Here is an 18188-nt window from a genome sequence, read left to right as displayed (position 1 = left end):
ATGTAACGTCTCGCTACCGGAACATCAACCTCGCTTTCTCTTCTTCATACAGATATGTTCAACCCCTCCCAGGAAGATGTGCGCCGCTTCTTTTGCGACGTGTACGCCAAGCAGCGCCAGGGCTTGCCGATGGAAGCGCTAGAGACGATTGCGGCGGGATGGATCGACGCGCACCCCGAGTACCACGGCGACCTGGCCGATGCCGATGCGGCGGTGGCACGTGTGTACGACGGCTCGAACGGCCGGGAGAATCCGTTCCTGCACCTCTCCATGCATCTGTCGATCAGCGAGCAGTGCTCGATCGACCAGCCGCGTGGCATTCGCCAAGCCGTGGAACTGCTGGCGGCCCGCCGCGGCTCGCTGCTCGACGCGCACCACGAGGCCATGGAATGCCTGGGCCAGATGATGTGGGAGAGCCAGCGCGCCGGCCGGCCGCCGGATGGCGATGGCTACGTGGGCTGCGTGCAGCGACGAGCAACCAAAGACTAGGCACATCCGCAGGGCTGGATCGCTACCCCTGCGGCTTTCTCCTGGGCTGCGAAGGCGGCGCGCCCTGCTGCTTCGCGCCTTCGCGCAGCAGCGCGGCCATGGCCACGCGCAAGGCCGAGGGCTCTGCATCGCTGCGCAGCAGCAGGCCCACCGGCTCGTCGGTGCCGGCGGTTTCGATGCGCAGCTTCACAAGCCGCTCATCGGCCAATTCGCCGCGCGCCGCGCCGAGCGGCGTGATCCAGACCGCATCGGACACCGCCAGCAGGCCGCGCGCCACTGCAACGTCGAGCGTCTGAAGCGCGTTGGGCGGCAGCACCAGGCCGCGCGCCGACAAGAAACTTTCCGTGTTGTGGCGCGGAATCGTGCCCTCCCCGTACACCACCAGCGGATAGTCCAGCACCGCCTGCACCGACACCGCGCGAGCGGACCGCGCCACCAGCGGATGGCCCGCGCGCACGGCAAACACCAGCGGCTCGGTATAGAGCAGCTCGAAGCTGAGCCCGCCCATCAGCCGCGGATCGCTGATGCGGCCGACCACCATGTCGAGTTCGCCGGCACGCAGCTCGTCGAGCAACACCGGATTGGCGGCGCTCTTCACCACCACCTGCACCGAGGGCCAATGCTCGCGGAAACGTGCGAGCGCCATCGGCAGCAGGGCCGGTGCCACGCTCGGCAGCGCGCCGATGCGCAGCCGCTCGATGCGTCCGCCCGAAGCGGGCGCCACCGCCTCCGCGCTGGCGTCGAGCGCCTCCAGCACGCGCAGCGCGTGGGCCAGCAGCTGTTCGCCGGCCGGCAACAGCCCCTGCACGCCGCGCCGCCCGGCCTTGCTGCGCTCGACCAGGCGCGCGCCGACGATGGCTTCGAGCTCCGAGAGCGTCTTGGAGACGGCCGGCTGGCTCAGCGAAAGGCGCTCCGCGGCGCGCGCCAGGTGGCGCTCCTGCGCCACCGCAACCAGGCAGCGCAGGTGCCGCAGCTGCACGTTGCGCACGAAGTCCTGGCGAAGCTTCTCAGGAGTGTTCAATTACTCTTGGTTATTCAAAACGGATCAATCTTCAATTTACATCATCGAACGGGACTTCTAAAGTTCAGTCTCCAAAACTCGATCCGCCCCACCGCAGGAGACAACGCATGTCGACCCCAACCAAGGCATCCCCCGCCATCCTCACGCCGCGCGACTGGGAGGCCCACCCCTCTTACGTCTACCCCGGCTACAAGTCGACCGTGAAGCGGGGTCCGCAGAAGCCCCTGGTTCCGCTGAAAGCCTCGCTGGGCGAGCTGCAGCAGCCGGTCTACGGCCACGACGGCATCGGCGCGCTCGACCACGACCTGACGCGCAACGCGTGCAAGAACGGCGAGCCGCTGGGCGAACGCATGATCCTGACCGGCCAGGTGCTCGACGAGCGCCGCCGCCCTGTGGCCAACACGCTGGTGGAGCTCTGGCAGGCCAATGCTGCGGGCCGCTATGTGCACAAGGTCGACCAGCACGACGCACCGCTCGACCCCAACTTTCTGGGCGCGGGCCGCTGCCTGACCGACAGCGAGGGCCGCTACCGCTTCCTCACCATCAAGCCGGGCGCCTACCCGTGGGGCAACCACCCGAACGCCTGGCGTCCGCAGCACATCCACCTGTCGCTGTTCGGCCAGAGCTTTGCGAGCCGCCTGGTCACGCAGATGTATTTCCCCGGCGATCCGCTGATGCAGTACGACCCCATGATCACCGGCACGCCCGAGCGCTACCGCAACCGGCTGATCGCCGATTTCAGCCTCGACATCACCGAGGAAGGCTACGCACTGGGCTACCAGTTCGACATCGTGCTGCGCGGCGCCGACGAAACGCCGTTCGAGAACCGCTGAGCAAGAAGGAGACACACACCATGTTGATGAGCGCACAGGAAGCCGACTTCGGCCAGACCCCCTCCCAGACCGTGGGCCCCTACTTTGCCTACGGCCTCACCGCCACCCAGTACGGCTACGACTTCGACCAGCCTTTCGACGCCGTCGTGGCGCTGGACGACGCCGCTGGCGAGCGCATCCGGCTCGAGGGCCGCGTGATCGACGGCGATGGCAATCCCATCGGCGATGCGCTGGTCGAAATCAGCCAGGCCGACGGCGAAGGCCGCTATCCGCAAACCCCGGCCGAGGCGCGCGAGATCGGCTTTCGCGCCTTCGGACGCGCGGGCACGGGCACCGATACGCAGAACCGCTTCGTCTTCCACACCGTGAAGCCGGGCGCAGAAACGCCGGGCGAAGCCCCGCATATCAATGTGATCGTGCTGATGCGCGGCCTGCTGCTGCATGCGTTCACGCGCGTGTATTTCAGCGACGAGGCCGAAGCCAACGCCAAGGACGCCGTGCTGGCCAGCGTGCCGGCCGAGCGCCGCCACACGCTGATTGCCGAGCGCGTGGAACAAGGCGGCGCGGTGAGCTACCGCTTCGACATCCGCATGCAAGGCGCGGACGAAACGGTGTTCTTCGACGTCTGACCGGCATCGCCCGGACGAAAAAAAGCCCGCTTCACGCGGGCTTTTTCATGGGGGCGGGGAATGGCGCCGCTCGGGCTGCGCCTGCCGCTGTTTGTGCTTGTTACTGCGCGCCGTGGTGGATGCGCGATTCCGGCACCGTCTTGAGTTCGCCGGGCAGTGAGCTGATGTAGCTGGCGAGCGTCTTGAGTTCGGCGGTGGTGAACTTCTTGGGCTCGACCTGCTGCGCCATGACCGCGTTGGAACGACCCAGGTGCGGGTTGTTCTTGACGCGGTACGACTTGAGCGCCACGAAGAGGTAGTCGGCATGCTGACCGGCCAGCTTGGGCACCGTGCCGTCGTTGGGCGTGTTGAAGTTGGCGCCGTGGCACTTGGTGCAGCTGTTGTCCTTGTCGCGCGCCACCAGGGCCTGCACGTTCTCAGGCATGGGCTTGGCCAGGGCGGCCGGCGGTGCCTCGCCTTCCTTCAGGCCCAGCTGGCTGTAATAGGCGGCCAGGTTGGCGATGTCCTCTTCCTTGAGGGTGTCGGCAATGGCGCGCATGGTGGGGTGCTTGCGGTCGCCGTTCTTGTAGGCGGTGAGTGCGGCAGCGATGTAGCTGGCGCTCTGGCCGGCAATCATTGGCACCTTGTGGATTTCCGGAAAGCTGGCCTGGTAGCCGATGATGCCGTGGCAGCCCACGCACATGGCGACCTGCTTGGCACCCTTCTGGGCATCGCCCTTGGCTTGCTGGGCTTGCGCCGAGACCGTCACGCAAGCGACAGCGAAGGCAAACATCGTGGTCAACAACTTGTTCATTTTGCGCGCACAATCTCGTGGAGCTACAGTTTTTCGAATCAACATTCGATTATATGCAAGGGTCCTCCGGGAACCCACGCCGGCCGCGCAAAGGCCGCGCAAAGCGAATCGAGTGTGTTCTTTTCTCCACCCGGCCTTCCTCCACCTGCTTGCGTTCCACTCATGAAATTCAAGGGCTCAGACAACTACGTCGCCACTCAGGACCTGATGCTGGCAGTCAATGCCGCCATCACGCTCAAACGTCCGCTGCTCGTCAAGGGCGAACCCGGCACGGGCAAGACGATGCTGGCCGAGGAAGTGGCCGAATCGCTCGGCCTGCCGCTCTTGCAGTGGCACATCAAGTCGACCACCAAGGCGCAGCAGGGCCTGTATGAATACGATGCCGTGAGCCGCCTGCGCGACTCGCAGCTCAAGGACGTGGACGGCGGCGAACGCGTCAAGGACATCCAGAACTACATCGTCAAGGGCGTCCTTTGGCAGGCCTTCACGGCCGACGAGCCGGTGGCGCTGCTCATCGACGAAATCGACAAGGCCGACATCGAGTTTCCGAACGACCTGCTGCGCGAAATCGACCGCATGGAGTTCTACTGCTACGAAACGCGCGAGCTCATCCGCGCCAAGCACCGGCCGGTGGTGTTCATCACCTCCAACAACGAGAAGGAGCTGCCCGACGCCTTCCTGCGCCGCTGCTTCTTCCACTACATCAAGTTTCCCGATGCCGAGACGATGAAGCACATCGTGGCGGTGCACTTCCCCGGCCTCAAGCAGGAACTGCTCACGTCGGCGATGAAGACCTTCTACGACGTGCGCAACCTGCCCGGCCTCAAGAAGAAGCCTTCCACTTCCGAGCTGCTCGATTGGCTGAAGCTGCTGGTGGCCGAAGACATTCCGATCGAGGCCCTGCAGAGCAAGGACGACAAGGTTGCCGTGCCGCCGCTGGTGGGCGCGCTGCTCAAGAACGAACAAGACGTGACGCTGTTCGAAAAGCTCGTCTTCATGCAGCGGAACAACCGATGAGACCCCGTCGCACCGCAGTGCGAAGCACGGAGGTTTCCTTGTGAGCCAGCCACAAGCGCCGCATCCGGTCGGGCAGCTGCTCAAGCTGGGCGTCGCGCAGGCCGTGCTGTTCGTGGCCGGTGCGCTGCTCGGCCGCTGGATCGGCCTCAAGCTGGGGCTGGATGCCTTCGGGCCCAACGGCTACGGCAACCGCGAGATCTTCGGCATTGTGCTGATCGGCGTGGGCGGCGGCGGCGGCGTGCAGCTGGCCCGGGCCTGGTACGACCGCAAGTACGGCAAGCCAAGAGGCTGAAAAGCAATCCCGAGGGATGTTGAAGATGGCGTTCGTCGAACCTGTCACGCTGAAGGCCCGCGACCTGGCCCTGGTGCCGCTGTCGCTCGGCCATGAAGAAGGCCTTCGCGCCGCCGCGGCCGACGGCGAACTCTGGAAGCTGCGCGTCACCTCTGTGCCCGAGCCGCACGAAACCCGCACCTACATCGAGACCGCCCTGCAGGGTCGCGAAGCCGGCCACCGCTTTGCGTTTGCCGTGACCGAGGCCGAAAGCGGCACCGTGCTCGGCAGCACCAGCTTTCACGACATCCTGCCGGCCGTGAAACGGGTGGAGATCGGCTACACCTGGTACGCCAAACGCTGCCAGCGCACGCACGTCAACACCACCTGCAAGCTGCTCATGCTGACGCACGCCTTTGATACCCTCGGCTGCAACGTGGTGGGCTGGCGCACCGACAATTTCAACTTCGCTTCGCAGCAAGCCATCGAGCGGCTGGGCGCAAGAAAAGACGGCGTGATTCGCGGCCATGCCATGCGCCGCGACGGCACCATCCGCGACACCGTCATGTACAGCCTGCGCTCGGGCGAGTGGCCCGAGGTGAAGGCCCAGCTGCTCTACCTGCTCGACAAGCCGCGAAGCTGAAGACAAGCCCAACGAAAGCCCGACCATGCTGATCGATTTTTTCTACACGCTGCGCTCGGCCAAGCTGCCGGTCTCGGTCAAGGAATACCTCACGCTGCTCGAGGCGCTGCAGGCCGACGTGGTGGGGCCCAACTCCGACGGCGCCTTTGGCCTCGATGACTTCTACTACCTTTCGCGCACCGCGCTGGTCAAGGACGAGAAGCACTACGACAAGTTCGACCGCGCCTTTGCCGCCTACTTCAAGGGCGTGGAGATGCTGGCCGACTTCACCAAGGAAGTGCCGCTCGACTGGCTGCGCAAGACGCTGGAGCGCGAGTTCACGGCCGAAGAAAAAGCCAAGATCGAGAAGATGGGCTGGGACGAGCTCATGGAAACGCTCAAGAAGCGCTTCGAGGAGCAGAAGGAACGCCACGAGGGCGGCAACAAGTGGATCGGCACCGGCGGCACCTCGCCCTTCGGCCACGGCGGCTACAACCCGCAGGGCATTCGAATCGGCGGTGCTGGCAAGAACAAGAGCGCCGTCAAGGTGTGGGACCAGCGCGCCTACAAGGACTACGACGACAGCCAGGAACTGGGCACGCGCAACATCAAAGTGGCTCTGCGGCGGCTGCGCAAGTTCGCGCGCGAAGGCCATGAAGAAGAGCTGGACCTGGACGACACCATCCACTCCACCGCGGCCAATGCCGGCTACCTCGACATCAAGATGCGGCCCGAGCGCCACAACAACGTCAAGGTGCTGCTGCTGATGGACGTGGGCGGCACCATGGACGAGCACATCCAGCGCGTGGAAGAACTGTTCTCGGCCGTGAAGACCGAGTTCAAGCACCTGGAGTTCTATTACTTCCACAACTGCGTGTACGACTTCATGTGGAAGAACAACAAGCGCCGTTTCTCCGAGAAGTTCGCAACCTGGGACATCCTGCGCAAGTACAACAAGGACTACAAGCTCATTTTCGTCGGCGACGCGACCATGAGCCCTTATGAAATCCTGCAGCCCGGCGGCAGCGTGGAATACAACAACGAGGAAGCCGGCGCCGAGTGGGTCCAGAGGCTCACGCACGCGTTTCCCAAGTTCGCCTGGATCAACCCCGAGCCGCAGGGCGTGTGGCAATACCGCCAGAGCATCGCGGTGATGCAGCAGCTCATGTCGAACCGCATGTACCCGCTCACGCTGCGGGGCCTCGAAGACGCGATGCGAATGCTTTCGAAGTAAGGCGGCGTGCGGCATGCGCCTCTGTTTCCGGATGCTTCCGGAGCCTGCGCGCCTTGCTGTCAAAATCCGCCCATGTTCAGGGTGGTCCCAGTCCTTCTGCCGGCGTGGTTGCCGGCTTTGCTTTTTTTCGGCGTCCTGCTTTTGCAAGGATGCAGCCTGCTGCCGAAAAAAGAAGCCGCCACGGACAGCGCCTCCCCTGCACTGGTGCGCAGCGGCGACACCGCCGCCGATGAAACCCGCAAGGACGGCGACAAGGGCCCACGGCGGGATGCATTCACTGTCGACGTGCGCGGGCCCGACACCGTGCGCGAATACCTCGCGCTGCATCTGGAGATCCAGCGCTACCGCGCGCTCGACGACCTGGGCGCCACCGAGATCTCGCGGCTCATGGTGGCGGCGGAAACCAACGCCCGCGAACTGCTCGGCACCTTGGGTTATTTCACGCCCACGCTGACACTCGAACTCAACGAAACACCGGCCAGCAGCAAGGCTCCGCGCGAGATCGTCATCACCGTGGAACCGGGCGAGCTCACCCGCGTGAGCAACGTACAGCTCAGCTACGGCGGCGCGATAGCAGACGACCCCACCGCCGAGGCCCAGCGCGACTCGATCCGCACCGCCTGGGCGCTGCGGCCCGGCCTACCCTTCACGCAGCAGGGCTGGGACAACGCCAAGGCCACGGCTTTGCGCAGCCTCACGGCCAAACGATTTCCCACCGGCAGCATCGAAGTGAGCCGCGCCGAGATCGATGCCGACCGGCAAGAGGCCCGGCTCAGCGTCACCTACCAGTCGGGCCCCGCTTACCGCTTCGGCCCGCTGGTGCTGCGCGGCACCGAACGCTACGACGCCGATGGCGCGCGCCGCATCGCGCAGCTCCCCACCGGCACCGACTACGACCAGCAGAAGCTCCTCGATGCACAGCAGCGCCTGGCCAGCAGCGGCTACTACGACTCGGTGTTTCTCACGCTCGACACCGAGAGCGGCACGCCGCTGGCAGCGCCCGTGATCGCGCAGCTGCGCGAAGCCCCGATGCAGAAGGTGGTGCTGGGCGCCGGCTTCACCACCGACAGCGGGCCGCGCCTGTCCATCGACCACATTCACAACCAGCTGCCGCTGCTCGGCTGGCGTGCCGTGTCGCGGCTGTCGGTGGACAGCGATGTCAAATCGCTGTCCACCGAATGGAATGCCATCCCCGACGATCACGGCTGGCGCTGGTTCGCGGGCGCCGGCCTCAAGAGCGAAACCTCGGGCAGCTACGTGGTCGACAGCGGCCGCGTGCGCAGCGGGCGCAGCAAGTCGAGCGGCCACATCGACCGAAGCTACTTCCTGCAATACGACTACGCACAAAACCGCGGCACCAACGCCCCGCCCTCGGCCTCCGCAGTCACCGCCAACTGGGGCTGGACCAGCCGCTATTTCGACGACAACGCCCGGCCTACGCGAGGCTTTGGCCTGGCACTCGAACTGGCCGCGGGCTACACGCTGACCGGCGAGCAGCTGCCTTTCACGCGCACCTATGCACGCTGGCTCGGCGTGCTGCCGCTGGGGTTTGCAGAGGGCCGGGACGACGCCACGCTGGCTCGCCGCAGCCGCCTCCAACTGCGCGCCGAAGCCGGTGCGGTGTCCGCCAAGGACAGCGCGCAGATCCCCTCCACGCTGATGTTTTTGACCGGCGGCGACACCACCGTGCGCGGCTACAGCTACCGCCAGATCGGCACCGTGCGCGACGATGGCCAGATAGTGGCTGGCCGCTATCTCGGCGTCGTGAGCGTCGAATGGCAGCGGCCCTTCGTCTACAAAGACAAGCTCACCGAATGGGAGAGCGTGGTGTTCGTTGACGCCGGCGGCGTGGCCGACAAGCCTGGCGAACTCAAACCGAAGGTCGGCGTGGGCGTGGGTGCGCGCTGGCGCAGCCCGGTGGGGCCGGTGCAGGCCGATCTTGCCTATGGCGTGGACACGAAGAAATTCCGCCTTCACTTCCGCCTCGGCTTCACCTTCTGATGCGCACCCCATCGATGCAGACAGACGCCGAACTCCAGCCCGACAACGCCGCTCCGCGTGCACGGCGCTCGCGCACGCGCCGCGCGCTGCGTGCGCTGGGCTGGACCGTGTCCGGCTTGCTGGCGCTGGTTCTCGTCGTGGGTGCGGGCGCCTGGTGGTGGCTCGGTTCCAACCAGTCGCTGGCCTTCGCGCTGGCCAAGGCCGCGCGCTACCTGCCCCCCGGCCAGTCGCTCGAAAGCCGCGAGGTCACGGGCTCGCTGCGAACGGGCGGGCGCATCGGCTGGCTGCGCTGGCAAAGCGAGAAACTGGCGGTCGAGGTGCATGAGGCGGACATCGGCTGGCAGCTCGCCCCGCTGTTCAAGCGCAAGCTGCAGCTGGGCGAAGTGCACGCGGCTCGGCTCGTCATCGAAAAACGTGGCCCGCCGAGCGACACGCCCACCGAGCCGCTCGAGCAGCTCGCGCTGCCTATCGAGGTCGACGTGCCGTTTCGCATCGACCAGTTGCAGTGGACCGGCCCGCCCGCACTCCAGGCCGACCAGCTCACGGGCAGCTACCGCTACACCGGTACCGAGCATCAGCTGGAGGTCAAGGGCGTCGACATTGCCGAAGGCCACTACAGCGCGCGCGTGAAGCTGCAGGGCCCTGCGCCGATGGCGCTCGACGCCACGCTGAACGGCCGCGTGAAGGCGCCGCTGGCCGAAGGCCGCAGCATCGACGTGCTGGCCGAAGCCGCAATCAAGGGCAAGCTCGCAGGTAGCGATGCGCGGCTGCAGATAGCCGCCGAACTGAAGCCAGCCGAGCCCGACGCCGAAGCGCCCATGGAAGCCAAGCTGCAAGCCAATGTCGCGCCCTGGCTGCCGCAGCCCGTCATCGATGCGAAGGCCGACCTTCGCAACGTCGATGCGGCCGCACTCTGGCCCGGCGCGCCGAAGACCCGCCTGACCGGCACGGTCGAGCTGCAGCCCGATGCAGCCACCGGCCCCGCCGCCTGGCAGGCCTCGGCCAGCATCCGCAACGCGCTGCCCGGGCCGTGGGACAAGGGCGCGCTGCCGCTCGAAGAGGTCGAGGCGCGTGTGGGTTTCGACGGCACCAACTGGACCATCCCCGAAGCCATGCTGCGCACGGGCGGCGGCCGCATCGAAGCTCAGGGCCGCTGGAGCCCGGCGCCTGCACCGTGGCAGGTGCGCGCCAACGTGCGCGGCGTGCGCGCCGGCCTGTTGCACAGCGAGCTTTCGGGCGCACCGATCAGCGGCACGGCGACGGCACAGCAACGCGAAGACACGATCGGCTTCGACCTGGCGCTCCGCGCCGAAGGCGGTGCCGGCAGCAAGGCCATGCCCGGCTTCGGCCTCGACCGCGCGCTGGCCCAGGGCCAGTGGAAAAACCAGGTGCTGGACCTGCGCACCCTGCGCCTCGAGGCCGAAGGCGCCAGCATCGAGGGCAAGCTGCAGGTGCGAGTGGCCGAGCAGGCCGCGAGCGGCAAGCTCGACCTGGCGCTGCCGGGCGGAAGCGCGCAACTCGAAGGCCGCATCGCACCGGCGCAAGGGGGCGGCGACATCAAGGCGCGTATCGACGATGCCGATGCCGTGCAGCGCTGGATCGAGGGCCTGCCCGAGCTGTCGAAGGTGTTCGCGGGCAAGAGCGCCAAGGGTTCCGCGCGACTCGACGCCAGCTGGCAGGGCGGCTGGCAGACCATCCAGCGCCGGCTCGAGAACCCCGCCGCGCCGGCGCAGCGCGGCATCGCGGAGCCGAGCCTGAAAGCAACGCTCGGCGTACCTCGGCTCGACCTGCGCATGCCTGCGGCCAACGCAAATGGCAATGGCAACGCCGCGGTCACTACGCTGCAGCTGAAAGACCTGCGTGCGGACCTCGCCGGCAGCCTGGCTCAAGCCACGCTCGCACTGCAGGGCGAAGCTGCCACGGGCACGCAAAAGCTCACGGTCGATGCACGCGCGAGTGGTGGCCTTGCGGGTCCCAACCACTGGCGTGCCGCGCTCGCGAGCCTGCGTCTGCAGGCCTTGGACAGCGCGCGTTTCGGCACTGCCGCCGCGCCCTGGACCCTGGAGCTCGGCCGAGAAGTCACCGCCACGATCAAGACGAGCGGAAGCGGCGCCGCGAGCCGCCTGGATGTCGAAGCCTCCGCAGCCACGGCCACATTGCGCGGACCGGCGCCCGGTACCGTTCGCATCGAATGGCAGCCGCTGCGCTTCACTCGCAGCGGCGTGGCACCCAATCAGGCTTTTCGCATGCAGTCCAAGGGCACGCTGCAAGGCCTTCCGATGGCATGGGCCGAGGCTTTCGGCGCCAGCACCACCTTCAATGAACTGGGCGTGAGCGGCGACCTGATGTTCGACGGCGACTGGGACATCGACGCCGGCGACACGCTGCGCGCCCATGCACGGCTCGCGCGGCAGAGCGGGGACATCCGCGTGCAGGCCGGCGAGGCCGCGCTGGTCACGCGCATCACCAGCCGCGGCACCGGCACGGCCAGCGAGCGCACGATGAACTCGAGCGCGGCCGGCGGAGCCGCACCCAGCACGCCCGCCGGTTTGCGCCAGGCCGAACTGCGGCTCGATGCGCAAGCCGATGCGGTGCGCGCCACGCTGGCCTGGGACAGCGAACGCGCGGGCAAGATCGACGCCCAGCTCAACACGCGCATGCAGCAGCGCGCGGAAGGCTGGCAGTGGGCGGCCGATGCGCCGTTGGCCGGCAACATCAAGGCCGCGCTGCCGAACCTGGGCGTGTGGTCGATGCTGGCGCCGCCTGGCTGGCGCATTGCAGGCACGCTGGACGCCGATGCCGCGCTCTCGGGCAACCGCGCCACGCCGCGCTGGAACGGCACGCTGGGCGCAGACAAGCTCGCACTGCGCGCGCCCGTCGAAGGACTGGACCTGCGCGATGGCCGCCTGCGCGCGACGCTCACCGGCACGCGCATCGACGTCACCGAATTCACGCTCAAGGGCGGCGCCGGCAGCAACGTGCGCATCGCGGGCCAGAGCGGCAACCGCAGCACCGCGGCCAGCCAGGCCGCCGTCGATGGCGGCTCGCTCTCGGCGCGCGGCGACATCGGCTGGGGTGCGGCCGGCGCATCGGGCACCGGCATTCGCATGGCGCTGCAGGCCGATCTGCGCTCGCTGCGCGTGCTGGTGCGCACCGACCGCCAGGTCACGCTGTCGGGCAACCTGCAAGCCCGGCTCGACGGCGGCCAGTTCAGCGTGCGCGGCAAGCTCAAGACCGACCGTGCAGTGATCATCCTGCCCGACGAAACCGCGCCGAGCCTGGGCACCGACGTGGTCGTGCGCTCGGCCGCCAAGGACCGCGAGGCGGCCGAGCAGGCGCAGCGCGACGCCGCCAGCAGCGAAGCGCGGGCCGCCCGGCCGGAGACCGCGAAGCCGCCCGACATCGCAGTGAACTTCGACCTGGGCGACGACTTCGCGGTGCAGGGACGCGGCATCACCACACGGCTCGAGGGCGAGGTCGAGATCCGAAGCACCAAGCTCAATGCGCCACCGCGCATCACCGGCGAAGTGAAGACCGTGAAGGGCCAGTACCGCGCCTATGGCCAGCAGCTCGACGTCGAAACCGGCCTGGCCCGCTTCAACGGGCCGTTCGACAATCCCGCGCTCGACATCCTCGCGATCCGGCCCAACATCTCGCAGCGCGCCGGCGTGCAGATCACGGGCACCGCGCAATCGCCGCGCGTCAAGCTCTACTCCGAGCCCGCACTGTCCGATGCGGAAACGCTGTCGTGGGTAGTGCTGGGCCGTGCCTCGGCCACCAGCGGCGGCGAATCGGCGCTGCTGCAGCAGGCGGCCCTTGCGCTGATCGGCCATGTCAGCAAGGGCGGGAGCGGCGGCAGCCTGGCAAGCCGCTTCGGGCTCGACGAGCTCGGCTTCAAGGGGCCCGGCAACGGCGGCGACCTGCGCGAGTCCGCAGTGACGCTCGGCAAGCGGCTGTCGAAGGATTTCTATTTGACCTACGAACGCAGCGTGGGCGGCACCTTCGGCACGATCTTCATTTTCTACGACCTGACGCAACGGCTCACGCTGCGCGGGCAGGCCGGACAGACCAGCGGGCTCGACCTGATCTACACCTTGAAGTACGACTGAGGGGTCCGGGTCTGCCGCCTTGACCACGGCAATTCACGGGATAAGAATCGTCGACGCCCTTCTAACAAGGAACGACGATGCACGATGATGGAGACAAGGGCGAGTGTTCCCCGCTGGACCGTCAGAAGTACGACCCGCCGGGCTACTCGCGAACCACGTTCTTGCGCACCGCGTTGCAGTGCGTCATTGCAGTCATCGCAGCCGGCGCCGCGGCGGCGTCCATTCCCTACTGGGGAGGCGATGACTTTCCGCTGATGAGCCTCATCATCTACGTTGCGGGCATGGTGTTCATCGCCATGCCGCTGTGCCTCTACTACGAGTCGCTGCTCCAGTCGCACGAAGAGCGCGTGGAGCGCGCAAGGCACATGTTGGCCACCTGACGGCCAAACCCTCAGCCAACCTGTCAACCTAGCCGGCCGGCTTGGCCTTGACGACCTTCCTCAAGCCCTCTAGCGCAGGGTCCACGATGGCGGTGTCCGCGCCCACCGCATACACCGCGTAGGCCGGGTACAAAAACTCCGGCGTGTTGGGCACGCGGCGCAGCCGGCCCGACTCGAGATGGCTGCGCACCACGTCGTGCCGAAAATAGCCGGTGCCGCCCGCCGCCAGCAGGTACTCGCGGCCGAGCGGCCCAAGCCCCGCACTCACCGCGGCGTTCGAGAGCTCCGGATACGCGAGGCCATGCTGCGCCGCGAACTCCGGGCCCCAGTCCACATACACGTAGTCGGCCGGCCGCGGCACGCGCGGACGTTTCGCGGTGGTCACCATGACGAGCTTCTCCTCGATGAGCAATTCCACGCGCAGGCCAGGCCGCTGCTGCGGCGCGTAGGCAATGGCGATGTCGAGCACGCCCGAGGCCACCTTGTCGAGCAGGTCGTGCGGAAAGCCCACCTCGGTACGAATGGCCAGCTGCGGCGCGGCGGTGCGCATCCAGAGCAGCCATTGCAGCAGCAGCGGGTCCCACAGGCTGATTTCGCAGCCGATGGCGAGCACCGCGCGGCTGCCGCTCGGCACCGCGACCTGGTGGCGTGCGCGCTCCCACACCTGCACCAGCGTGGTGGCGTGCGGCAAGAACTGCTCACCAGCGGCAGTCAGGACCGCGCCTGCCTTGTTGCGCACGAAGAGCGGCCGCCCCAGCAGCCCTTCCAGCGTACGCACGCGCGCGCTCACCGAGGTTTGCGTCACGTGCAGCCGCTGTGCGGCACGCAGGAAGCTGCGTGTCTCCACGATTTCGAGGAAGGTTCGGGCGAGGTTGATGTCCATGCCGCATCCAGTTTTTAAGTGCATTATTTTTGCACTCAACTGGCAATTAATATCGTTTTACTTGCTGCGAACGCAGGCCCAAGATGAAGGCATCCATACCAACCAGGAGTTGATCGATGCCCACCCTTCGCGAGCCATTCCACGTCGGCCCCACCGAAAGTCTTGCCGATGCGTTCAAGGCGCTTGTCGACGAGGCGCTGATGCTGGCCGAGGCGCTGCTGAGCCCGAACAAGCTCATTGGCGAGATGGAGCAGATGCGTGCGCTGCAAGTTGCGGCCGACAGCATCGAAGCAGTCGATCCCCGGCGGGCCGAGGTGTTGCGCTCGCGCGCCTCGCGCATCGGCCTGCGCTGAACGGCGGCGCATCGGGCGCAGGACGAACCTGCACCGCGTCCAGTTCCGTCTTCAGGCCCCGGAGTCGAAGGGCACGATCTGCGAAATGAGCGCCGGTCCGTCGGCCAGCAGAAAGTCTTTGAAGGCCTGCGCCACCGGCGGCAGCCGCTTGTTTCGGCGGTGCACCACGTACCAGTTGAGCATCAGCGGAAAGCCCTCCACGTCGAGCACGCGCAGGCTGCCGGCGCGGGTTTCCTGGCTGATGGTGTGCGCCGACAGGAAGCTCACGCCCATGCCCGCGATCACCGCTTGCTTGATGGTCTCGGTGCTGCGGATCTCCATGGCGATGTTGATGCCGGAGAGGTCGCCGCCAAAGCCCTCTTCCATCGAGTGCCAGGTGTCCGAGGCCTTCTCGCGGACCACGAAGGGCTCGCGCATCAGCCGCTTCAAGGGAATTCTCGGCACGCCCACCAGCGGATGATTGGGCGCCGCGACGATCACATAGGGGTGCGGCGCAAACGGCTGGTTGATGGTGTCCAGGTCGGTCGGCGGACGCACCATGATTGCCAGGTCGGTGAGGTTCTCCGCGATGTGCGTCATGAGCCCTTCGCGGTTGTGCACCGTGAAGTTCAGCGTCACGCCGCGGTGCCGGCTCGCAAACTCCACCAGGAGGCGCGGAAAGAAATAATCGCCCGCGCTGATCACGCCCACGTTGAGCTTGCCGCCCGAGACGCCGTTGAATTGCAGCATCGCGTTCTCGGCCGCCTCGAACTGCTGGATGATCGCGCGGCTGATCTGCAGCAGTTCGGTGCCGGCGGGGGTCAGGTAGATCTTCTTGCCGAACTGCTCGAAGAGCGCATTGCCCGCGTGCTCTTCGAGCTTGCGCACCTGCGTGGAGACGGCCGGCTGCGTCAGGTGAAGCTCTTCCGCCGCGCGCGAGAAGCTCAGCAAGCGCGCCACCGCTTCGAACACTTTCAACTGGCGCAGGGTCGCGTGCTTCATTCGGAGAAAAATTGCTGCAATCGAGCGGGCATCGTACTGCGCACCACGGCCCGTGCGAATGCGGCCTAGGGTATCCGCGCGACGTGCAGCAGGTTGGTCGTTCCCGAAAGCCCGAACGGCAGGCCGGCCACCACCACCACGTCGTTGCCCGCGCTCGCGAAGCCTTCGGTGCAAGCGATGCGGCAGGCGCACTCGATCATCTCGGCCACGTCGTGCACGTCGTCGACCAGCACCGCATGCACGCCCCACACCATCGCCATGCGGCGCGCGGTGGCCACGTCGGGCGTGAGGCTCAGGATGGAAACGGCCGGCCGCTCGCGGGCGGCGCGCAGGCTGGTGAAGCCCGATGAGGTGTAGGTGACGGTGGCGGCGGGCGCCAACAGCGCGGCCACCTGGCGCATCGAAGCGCACACGGCATCGGCGGTGGTCGACAGCGACGCCTCGTGCGTGGCGTCGATGCCAATCCGGTACGACGCATCGGCTTCCACGCGCGAGATGATGCGGTCCATCATGGCGACCGCCTCGAGCGGGTATTTGCCGGAGGCCGATTCGGCGGAGAGCATCACCGCGTCCACGCCGTCATAGATGGCGGTCGCAACGTCGGACACCTCGGCGCGCGTGGGCACGGGCGCGGCAATCATCGATTCGAGCATCTGCGTGGCCACCACCACCGGCTTGCCGCGCTTGCGGCAGGCGCGCACGATGAGGCGCTGCAGTTCGGGCACGCGCTCGGGCGGCAACTCCACGCCGAGGTCTCCGCGCGCCACCATGACGCCGTCGCACAGATCGACGATCGCATCGAGGTGGTCGATGGCCGCTGGCTTCTCGAGCTTGGCCATGATCCACGCGCGCGTGCCGATGATGGCGCGCGCCTCTTCGATGTCTTCGGGGCGCTGCACGAAAGAGAGCGCCACCCAGTCCACGCCCATGGCCAGGCCACAGGCCAGGTCGTCGAGGTCCTTGGGCGTGAGCGGCGAGATCGGCAGCAGCACGCTCGGCACATTGACGCCCTTTCGGTCGGAGATCGGACCGCCGACCAGGACCGTGGTCTCGGCAAAGTCGGCGCCGTGGCTGTCCACACGCAGCCGCAGCTTGCCGTCGTCCAGCAGCAGTTCCGTGCCGACCTCCAGCGCCGCGAAAATTTCCGGATGCAGCAGCGGCGCGCGGCGTGCATTGCCGCTCGCCTTGTCCATGTCGAGGCGGAAGTGCGACCCTGCATCGAGCTGCGCGCGCCCGCCTTCGAAAGTGCCCAGCCGCAGCTTGGGCCCTTGCAGGTCGAGCAGCACGCCGATGGGCCGGCCGAACTCTTTTTCGAGCCGCCGGATCGTGTCGAGGCGGCGTGCATGGTCGTGCTGCGTGCCGTGGCTGAAGTTGAGCCGGAACACATCCACACCGCGTTCGAACAAGGCACGAATGGCCGGTTCGTCGGTGGTGGCGGGGCCCAGCGTGGCCACGATCTTCGCGCTGCGTGTACGTCGCATCATCCGTTCCATTTCATCGATCGATCACTGCGCGCACACGGCGCAGAATGCGCAGCCTGAAAAGAGCTAGCTCGCCATCTCGTGAAGGCAGACCCGGCCGCGCTGTTCTTCCATCGTACGCGCCAGCAGCTTGACGAGCGAATACACGGTGTCGATGTGCGGCGTCGGGGTCTCGGTGAGCCGCGCCAGCTCGACCACGGCGCCCACCAGCGCATCGATCTCCGGTGCGCGGCCGGCTTCGACGTCCTGCAGCATCGAGGTCTTGTGCTTGCCGACCTTTTCAGCGCCGGCAATGCGCTTGTCGAGCGTCACGCGAAACTCGATGCCCAGCTTGTGCGCCACCGCCTGCGCCTCGCGCATCATCGCCGCGGCCAGCTCGCGCGAGGGTGGGTACTGGCAGATGTCGACCAGCGTCGAGTGCGAGAGGCTGCTGATCGGGTTGAAGGTCAGGTTGCCCCAGAGCTTGAGCCAGATCTCGGCGCGGATGTTGTCGAGCACCGGCGCCTTGAAGCCCGCAGCGCCCAGGCAGGTCGAGACGCGGTTCACGCGATCGCTCGATGAGCCGTCGAGCTCGCCGACCGGGAAGCGGTCTCCCTCGATGTGCTTGACCACGCCGGGCGCCGTCAGTTCCGATGCGGGGTACACCACGCAGCCGATGACCCGCTCGGCCGGAATCTTCGCGGCCACCAGGCCCGTGGGATCGACGCTTCGCACCGGCGTGCCCGCCAGCGCGCCGCCATGATTGTGGAAGTACCAGAACGGTATGCCGTTCTGCATCGTCACCACCACCGTCTCGGGACCGAACAGCTTGGGTACGTCGTTCGCCACGGCTTCAACCTGGTGTGCCTTCATCGCGAGGATGACGATGTCCTGCGGCCCCGCCTGGTCGTAGCGGTCGGTGGCCTTGACGTTCCGCGCCACCTGCTCCGCCCCATCCGCACCGATGAGCTTGAAGCCGTTGGTGGCAATGGCGTCGAGATTTTTCCCGCGCACGATGAACGTCACGTCCTCGCCGGCCAGGGCGAGCTTTGCGCCCACCAAGCCGCCGATGGCGCCCGCTCCGATGACTGCTATCTTCATGTCGATCCCCA

The 18188-nt window shown here is 66.9% G+C and carries 17 protein-coding genes; 11 read left to right on the top strand and 6 right to left on the bottom strand.

Annotation, left to right across the window (positions count from 1 at the left end; genetic code table 11):
- Positions 1-54 precede the first annotated feature (54 nt).
- Positions 55-489: a DUF1841 family protein gene (locus ASC78_RS14520; RefSeq protein ID WP_055802516.1), complete on the top strand. Its 435-nt coding sequence runs from the start codon at positions 55-57 to the stop codon at positions 487-489.
- 22 nt (positions 490-511) lie between these two features.
- Here ASC78_RS14520 and ASC78_RS14515 read toward each other — a convergent pair whose 3' ends face one another.
- Positions 512-1510, bottom strand: a complete 999-nt coding sequence (locus tag ASC78_RS14515) for a LysR substrate-binding domain-containing protein (protein WP_235505096.1) — start codon at positions 1508-1510, stop codon at positions 512-514.
- Positions 1511-1617: 107 nt separating this feature from the next.
- On the opposite strand from ASC78_RS14515, the gene pcaH reads away from it, so the two are divergent.
- Positions 1618-2343 carry a protocatechuate 3,4-dioxygenase subunit beta gene (gene pcaH, locus ASC78_RS14510; RefSeq protein ID WP_055802514.1) on the top strand — a complete coding sequence of 242 codons (726 nt, stop codon included), beginning with the start codon at positions 1618-1620 and terminating at the stop codon, positions 2341-2343.
- Positions 2344-2363: 20 nt separating this feature from the next.
- Positions 2364-2972, top strand: a complete 609-nt coding sequence (pcaG, locus tag ASC78_RS14505; RefSeq protein WP_055802512.1) for a protocatechuate 3,4-dioxygenase subunit alpha — start codon at positions 2364-2366, stop codon at positions 2970-2972.
- Positions 2973-3072: 100 nt separating this feature from the next.
- Here pcaG and ASC78_RS14500 read toward each other — a convergent pair whose 3' ends face one another.
- Positions 3073-3765, bottom strand: a complete 693-nt coding sequence (locus ASC78_RS14500; protein ID WP_055802511.1) for a c-type cytochrome — start codon at positions 3763-3765, stop codon at positions 3073-3075.
- 162 nt (positions 3766-3927) lie between these two features.
- Between ASC78_RS14500 and ASC78_RS14495 the strand changes: the two genes are divergently transcribed.
- The 7 genes from ASC78_RS14495 (at position 3928) to ASC78_RS14465 (ending at position 13399) form a co-directional block, all read left to right on the top strand.
- On the top strand, positions 3928-4782 hold the full coding sequence (locus ASC78_RS14495; RefSeq protein WP_055802509.1) for an AAA family ATPase: 855 nt from the start codon (positions 3928-3930) through the stop codon (positions 4780-4782).
- Positions 4783-4822: 40 nt separating this feature from the next.
- Positions 4823-5074 carry a hypothetical protein gene (locus tag ASC78_RS14490; RefSeq protein WP_055802506.1) on the top strand — a complete coding sequence of 84 codons (252 nt, stop codon included), beginning with the start codon at positions 4823-4825 and terminating at the stop codon, positions 5072-5074.
- A 25-nt stretch (positions 5075-5099) separates the two neighbouring features.
- Positions 5100-5696, top strand: coding sequence for a GNAT family N-acetyltransferase (locus ASC78_RS14485; RefSeq protein ID WP_055803355.1), 597 nt, complete (start codon positions 5100-5102; stop codon positions 5694-5696).
- A gap of 25 nt (positions 5697-5721) precedes the next feature.
- Positions 5722-6909, top strand: coding sequence for a vWA domain-containing protein (locus ASC78_RS14480; protein WP_055802504.1), 1188 nt, complete (start codon positions 5722-5724; stop codon positions 6907-6909).
- Between the two features lie 72 nt (positions 6910-6981).
- Positions 6982-8910 carry an autotransporter assembly complex protein TamA gene (locus tag ASC78_RS14475; protein WP_055802501.1) on the top strand — a complete coding sequence of 643 codons (1929 nt, stop codon included), beginning with the start codon at positions 6982-6984 and terminating at the stop codon, positions 8908-8910.
- 14 nt (positions 8911-8924) lie between these two features.
- Positions 8925-13019 carry a translocation/assembly module TamB domain-containing protein gene (locus tag ASC78_RS14470; RefSeq protein ID WP_055803352.1) on the top strand — a complete coding sequence of 1365 codons (4095 nt, stop codon included), beginning with the start codon at positions 8925-8927 and terminating at the stop codon, positions 13017-13019.
- 77 nt (positions 13020-13096) lie between these two features.
- On the top strand, positions 13097-13399 hold the full coding sequence (locus ASC78_RS14465) for a hypothetical protein (RefSeq protein ID WP_055802499.1): 303 nt from the start codon (positions 13097-13099) through the stop codon (positions 13397-13399).
- Positions 13400-13427: 28 nt separating this feature from the next.
- Here the strand turns inward: ASC78_RS14465 and ASC78_RS14460 are convergent, their stop codons facing one another.
- The gene (locus ASC78_RS14460) at positions 13428-14282 is read right to left on the bottom strand and encodes a LysR family transcriptional regulator (protein ID WP_055802497.1); all 855 of its coding nucleotides are present in this window, start codon (positions 14280-14282) and stop codon (positions 13428-13430) included.
- 116 nt (positions 14283-14398) lie between these two features.
- Here ASC78_RS14460 and ASC78_RS14455 point away from each other — a divergent pair, with 116 nt between their 5' ends.
- Positions 14399-14635: a hypothetical protein gene (locus ASC78_RS14455; RefSeq protein ID WP_055802495.1), complete on the top strand. Its 237-nt coding sequence runs from the start codon at positions 14399-14401 to the stop codon at positions 14633-14635.
- Between the two features lie 51 nt (positions 14636-14686).
- Here ASC78_RS14455 and ASC78_RS14450 read toward each other — a convergent pair whose 3' ends face one another.
- From ASC78_RS14450 to ASC78_RS14440, 3 genes are all read right to left on the bottom strand, one after another.
- Positions 14687-15616 carry a LysR family transcriptional regulator gene (locus tag ASC78_RS14450; protein ID WP_055802493.1) on the bottom strand — a complete coding sequence of 310 codons (930 nt, stop codon included), beginning with the start codon at positions 15614-15616 and terminating at the stop codon, positions 14687-14689.
- Positions 15617-15681: 65 nt separating this feature from the next.
- Positions 15682-17097 (bottom strand): pyruvate kinase, encoded by a 1416-nt coding sequence (gene pyk, locus ASC78_RS14445; protein ID WP_055803349.1) that lies wholly within the window; start codon positions 17095-17097, stop codon positions 15682-15684.
- Between the two features lie 66 nt (positions 17098-17163).
- Positions 17164-18177 carry a 2-dehydropantoate 2-reductase gene (locus ASC78_RS14440; protein ID WP_055802492.1) on the bottom strand — a complete coding sequence of 338 codons (1014 nt, stop codon included), beginning with the start codon at positions 18175-18177 and terminating at the stop codon, positions 17164-17166.
- Between the last annotated feature and the right edge of the window lie 11 nt (positions 18178-18188).

It is taken from the genome of Variovorax sp. Root318D1 (assembly GCF_001424835.1).
Taxonomy (GTDB): Bacteria; Pseudomonadota; Gammaproteobacteria; order Burkholderiales; family Burkholderiaceae_C; genus Variovorax.
Note: the sequence above shows the minus strand (reverse complement) of the source record. Positions and strands in the feature narration are given on the sequence as shown.

Bases quoted from the DNA above. Each gene is read 5' to 3' on its own strand.
- ASC78_RS14475 (WP_055802501.1), top strand. From the start codon at position 6,982: ATGTTCAGGGTGGTCCCAGTCCTTCTGCCGGCGTGGTTGCCGGCTTTG.
- pcaH (WP_055802514.1), top strand. From the start codon at position 1,618: ATGTCGACCCCAACCAAGGCATCCCCCGCCATCCTCACGCCGCGCGAC.
- pyk (WP_055803349.1), bottom strand. From the start codon at position 17,097: ATGCGACGTACACGCAGCGCGAAGATCGTGGCCACGCTGGGCCCCGCC.
- ASC78_RS14470 (WP_055803352.1), top strand. From the start codon at position 8,925: ATGCAGACAGACGCCGAACTCCAGCCCGACAACGCCGCTCCGCGTGCA.
- pcaG (WP_055802512.1), top strand. From the start codon at position 2,364: ATGTTGATGAGCGCACAGGAAGCCGACTTCGGCCAGACCCCCTCCCAG.
- ASC78_RS14520 (WP_055802516.1), top strand. From the start codon at position 55: ATGTTCAACCCCTCCCAGGAAGATGTGCGCCGCTTCTTTTGCGACGTG.
- ASC78_RS14460 (WP_055802497.1), bottom strand. From the start codon at position 14,282: ATGGACATCAACCTCGCCCGAACCTTCCTCGAAATCGTGGAGACACGC.
- ASC78_RS14495 (WP_055802509.1), top strand. From the start codon at position 3,928: ATGAAATTCAAGGGCTCAGACAACTACGTCGCCACTCAGGACCTGATG.
- ASC78_RS14440 (WP_055802492.1), bottom strand. From the start codon at position 18,177: ATGAAGATAGCAGTCATCGGAGCGGGCGCCATCGGCGGCTTGGTGGGC.
- ASC78_RS14455 (WP_055802495.1), top strand. From the start codon at position 14,399: ATGCCCACCCTTCGCGAGCCATTCCACGTCGGCCCCACCGAAAGTCTT.
- ASC78_RS14465 (WP_055802499.1), top strand. From the start codon at position 13,097: ATGCACGATGATGGAGACAAGGGCGAGTGTTCCCCGCTGGACCGTCAG.
- ASC78_RS14450 (WP_055802493.1), bottom strand. From the start codon at position 15,616: ATGAAGCACGCGACCCTGCGCCAGTTGAAAGTGTTCGAAGCGGTGGCG.
- ASC78_RS14480 (WP_055802504.1), top strand. From the start codon at position 5,722: ATGCTGATCGATTTTTTCTACACGCTGCGCTCGGCCAAGCTGCCGGTC.
- ASC78_RS14485 (WP_055803355.1), top strand. From the start codon at position 5,100: ATGGCGTTCGTCGAACCTGTCACGCTGAAGGCCCGCGACCTGGCCCTG.
- ASC78_RS14500 (WP_055802511.1), bottom strand. From the start codon at position 3,765: ATGAACAAGTTGTTGACCACGATGTTTGCCTTCGCTGTCGCTTGCGTG.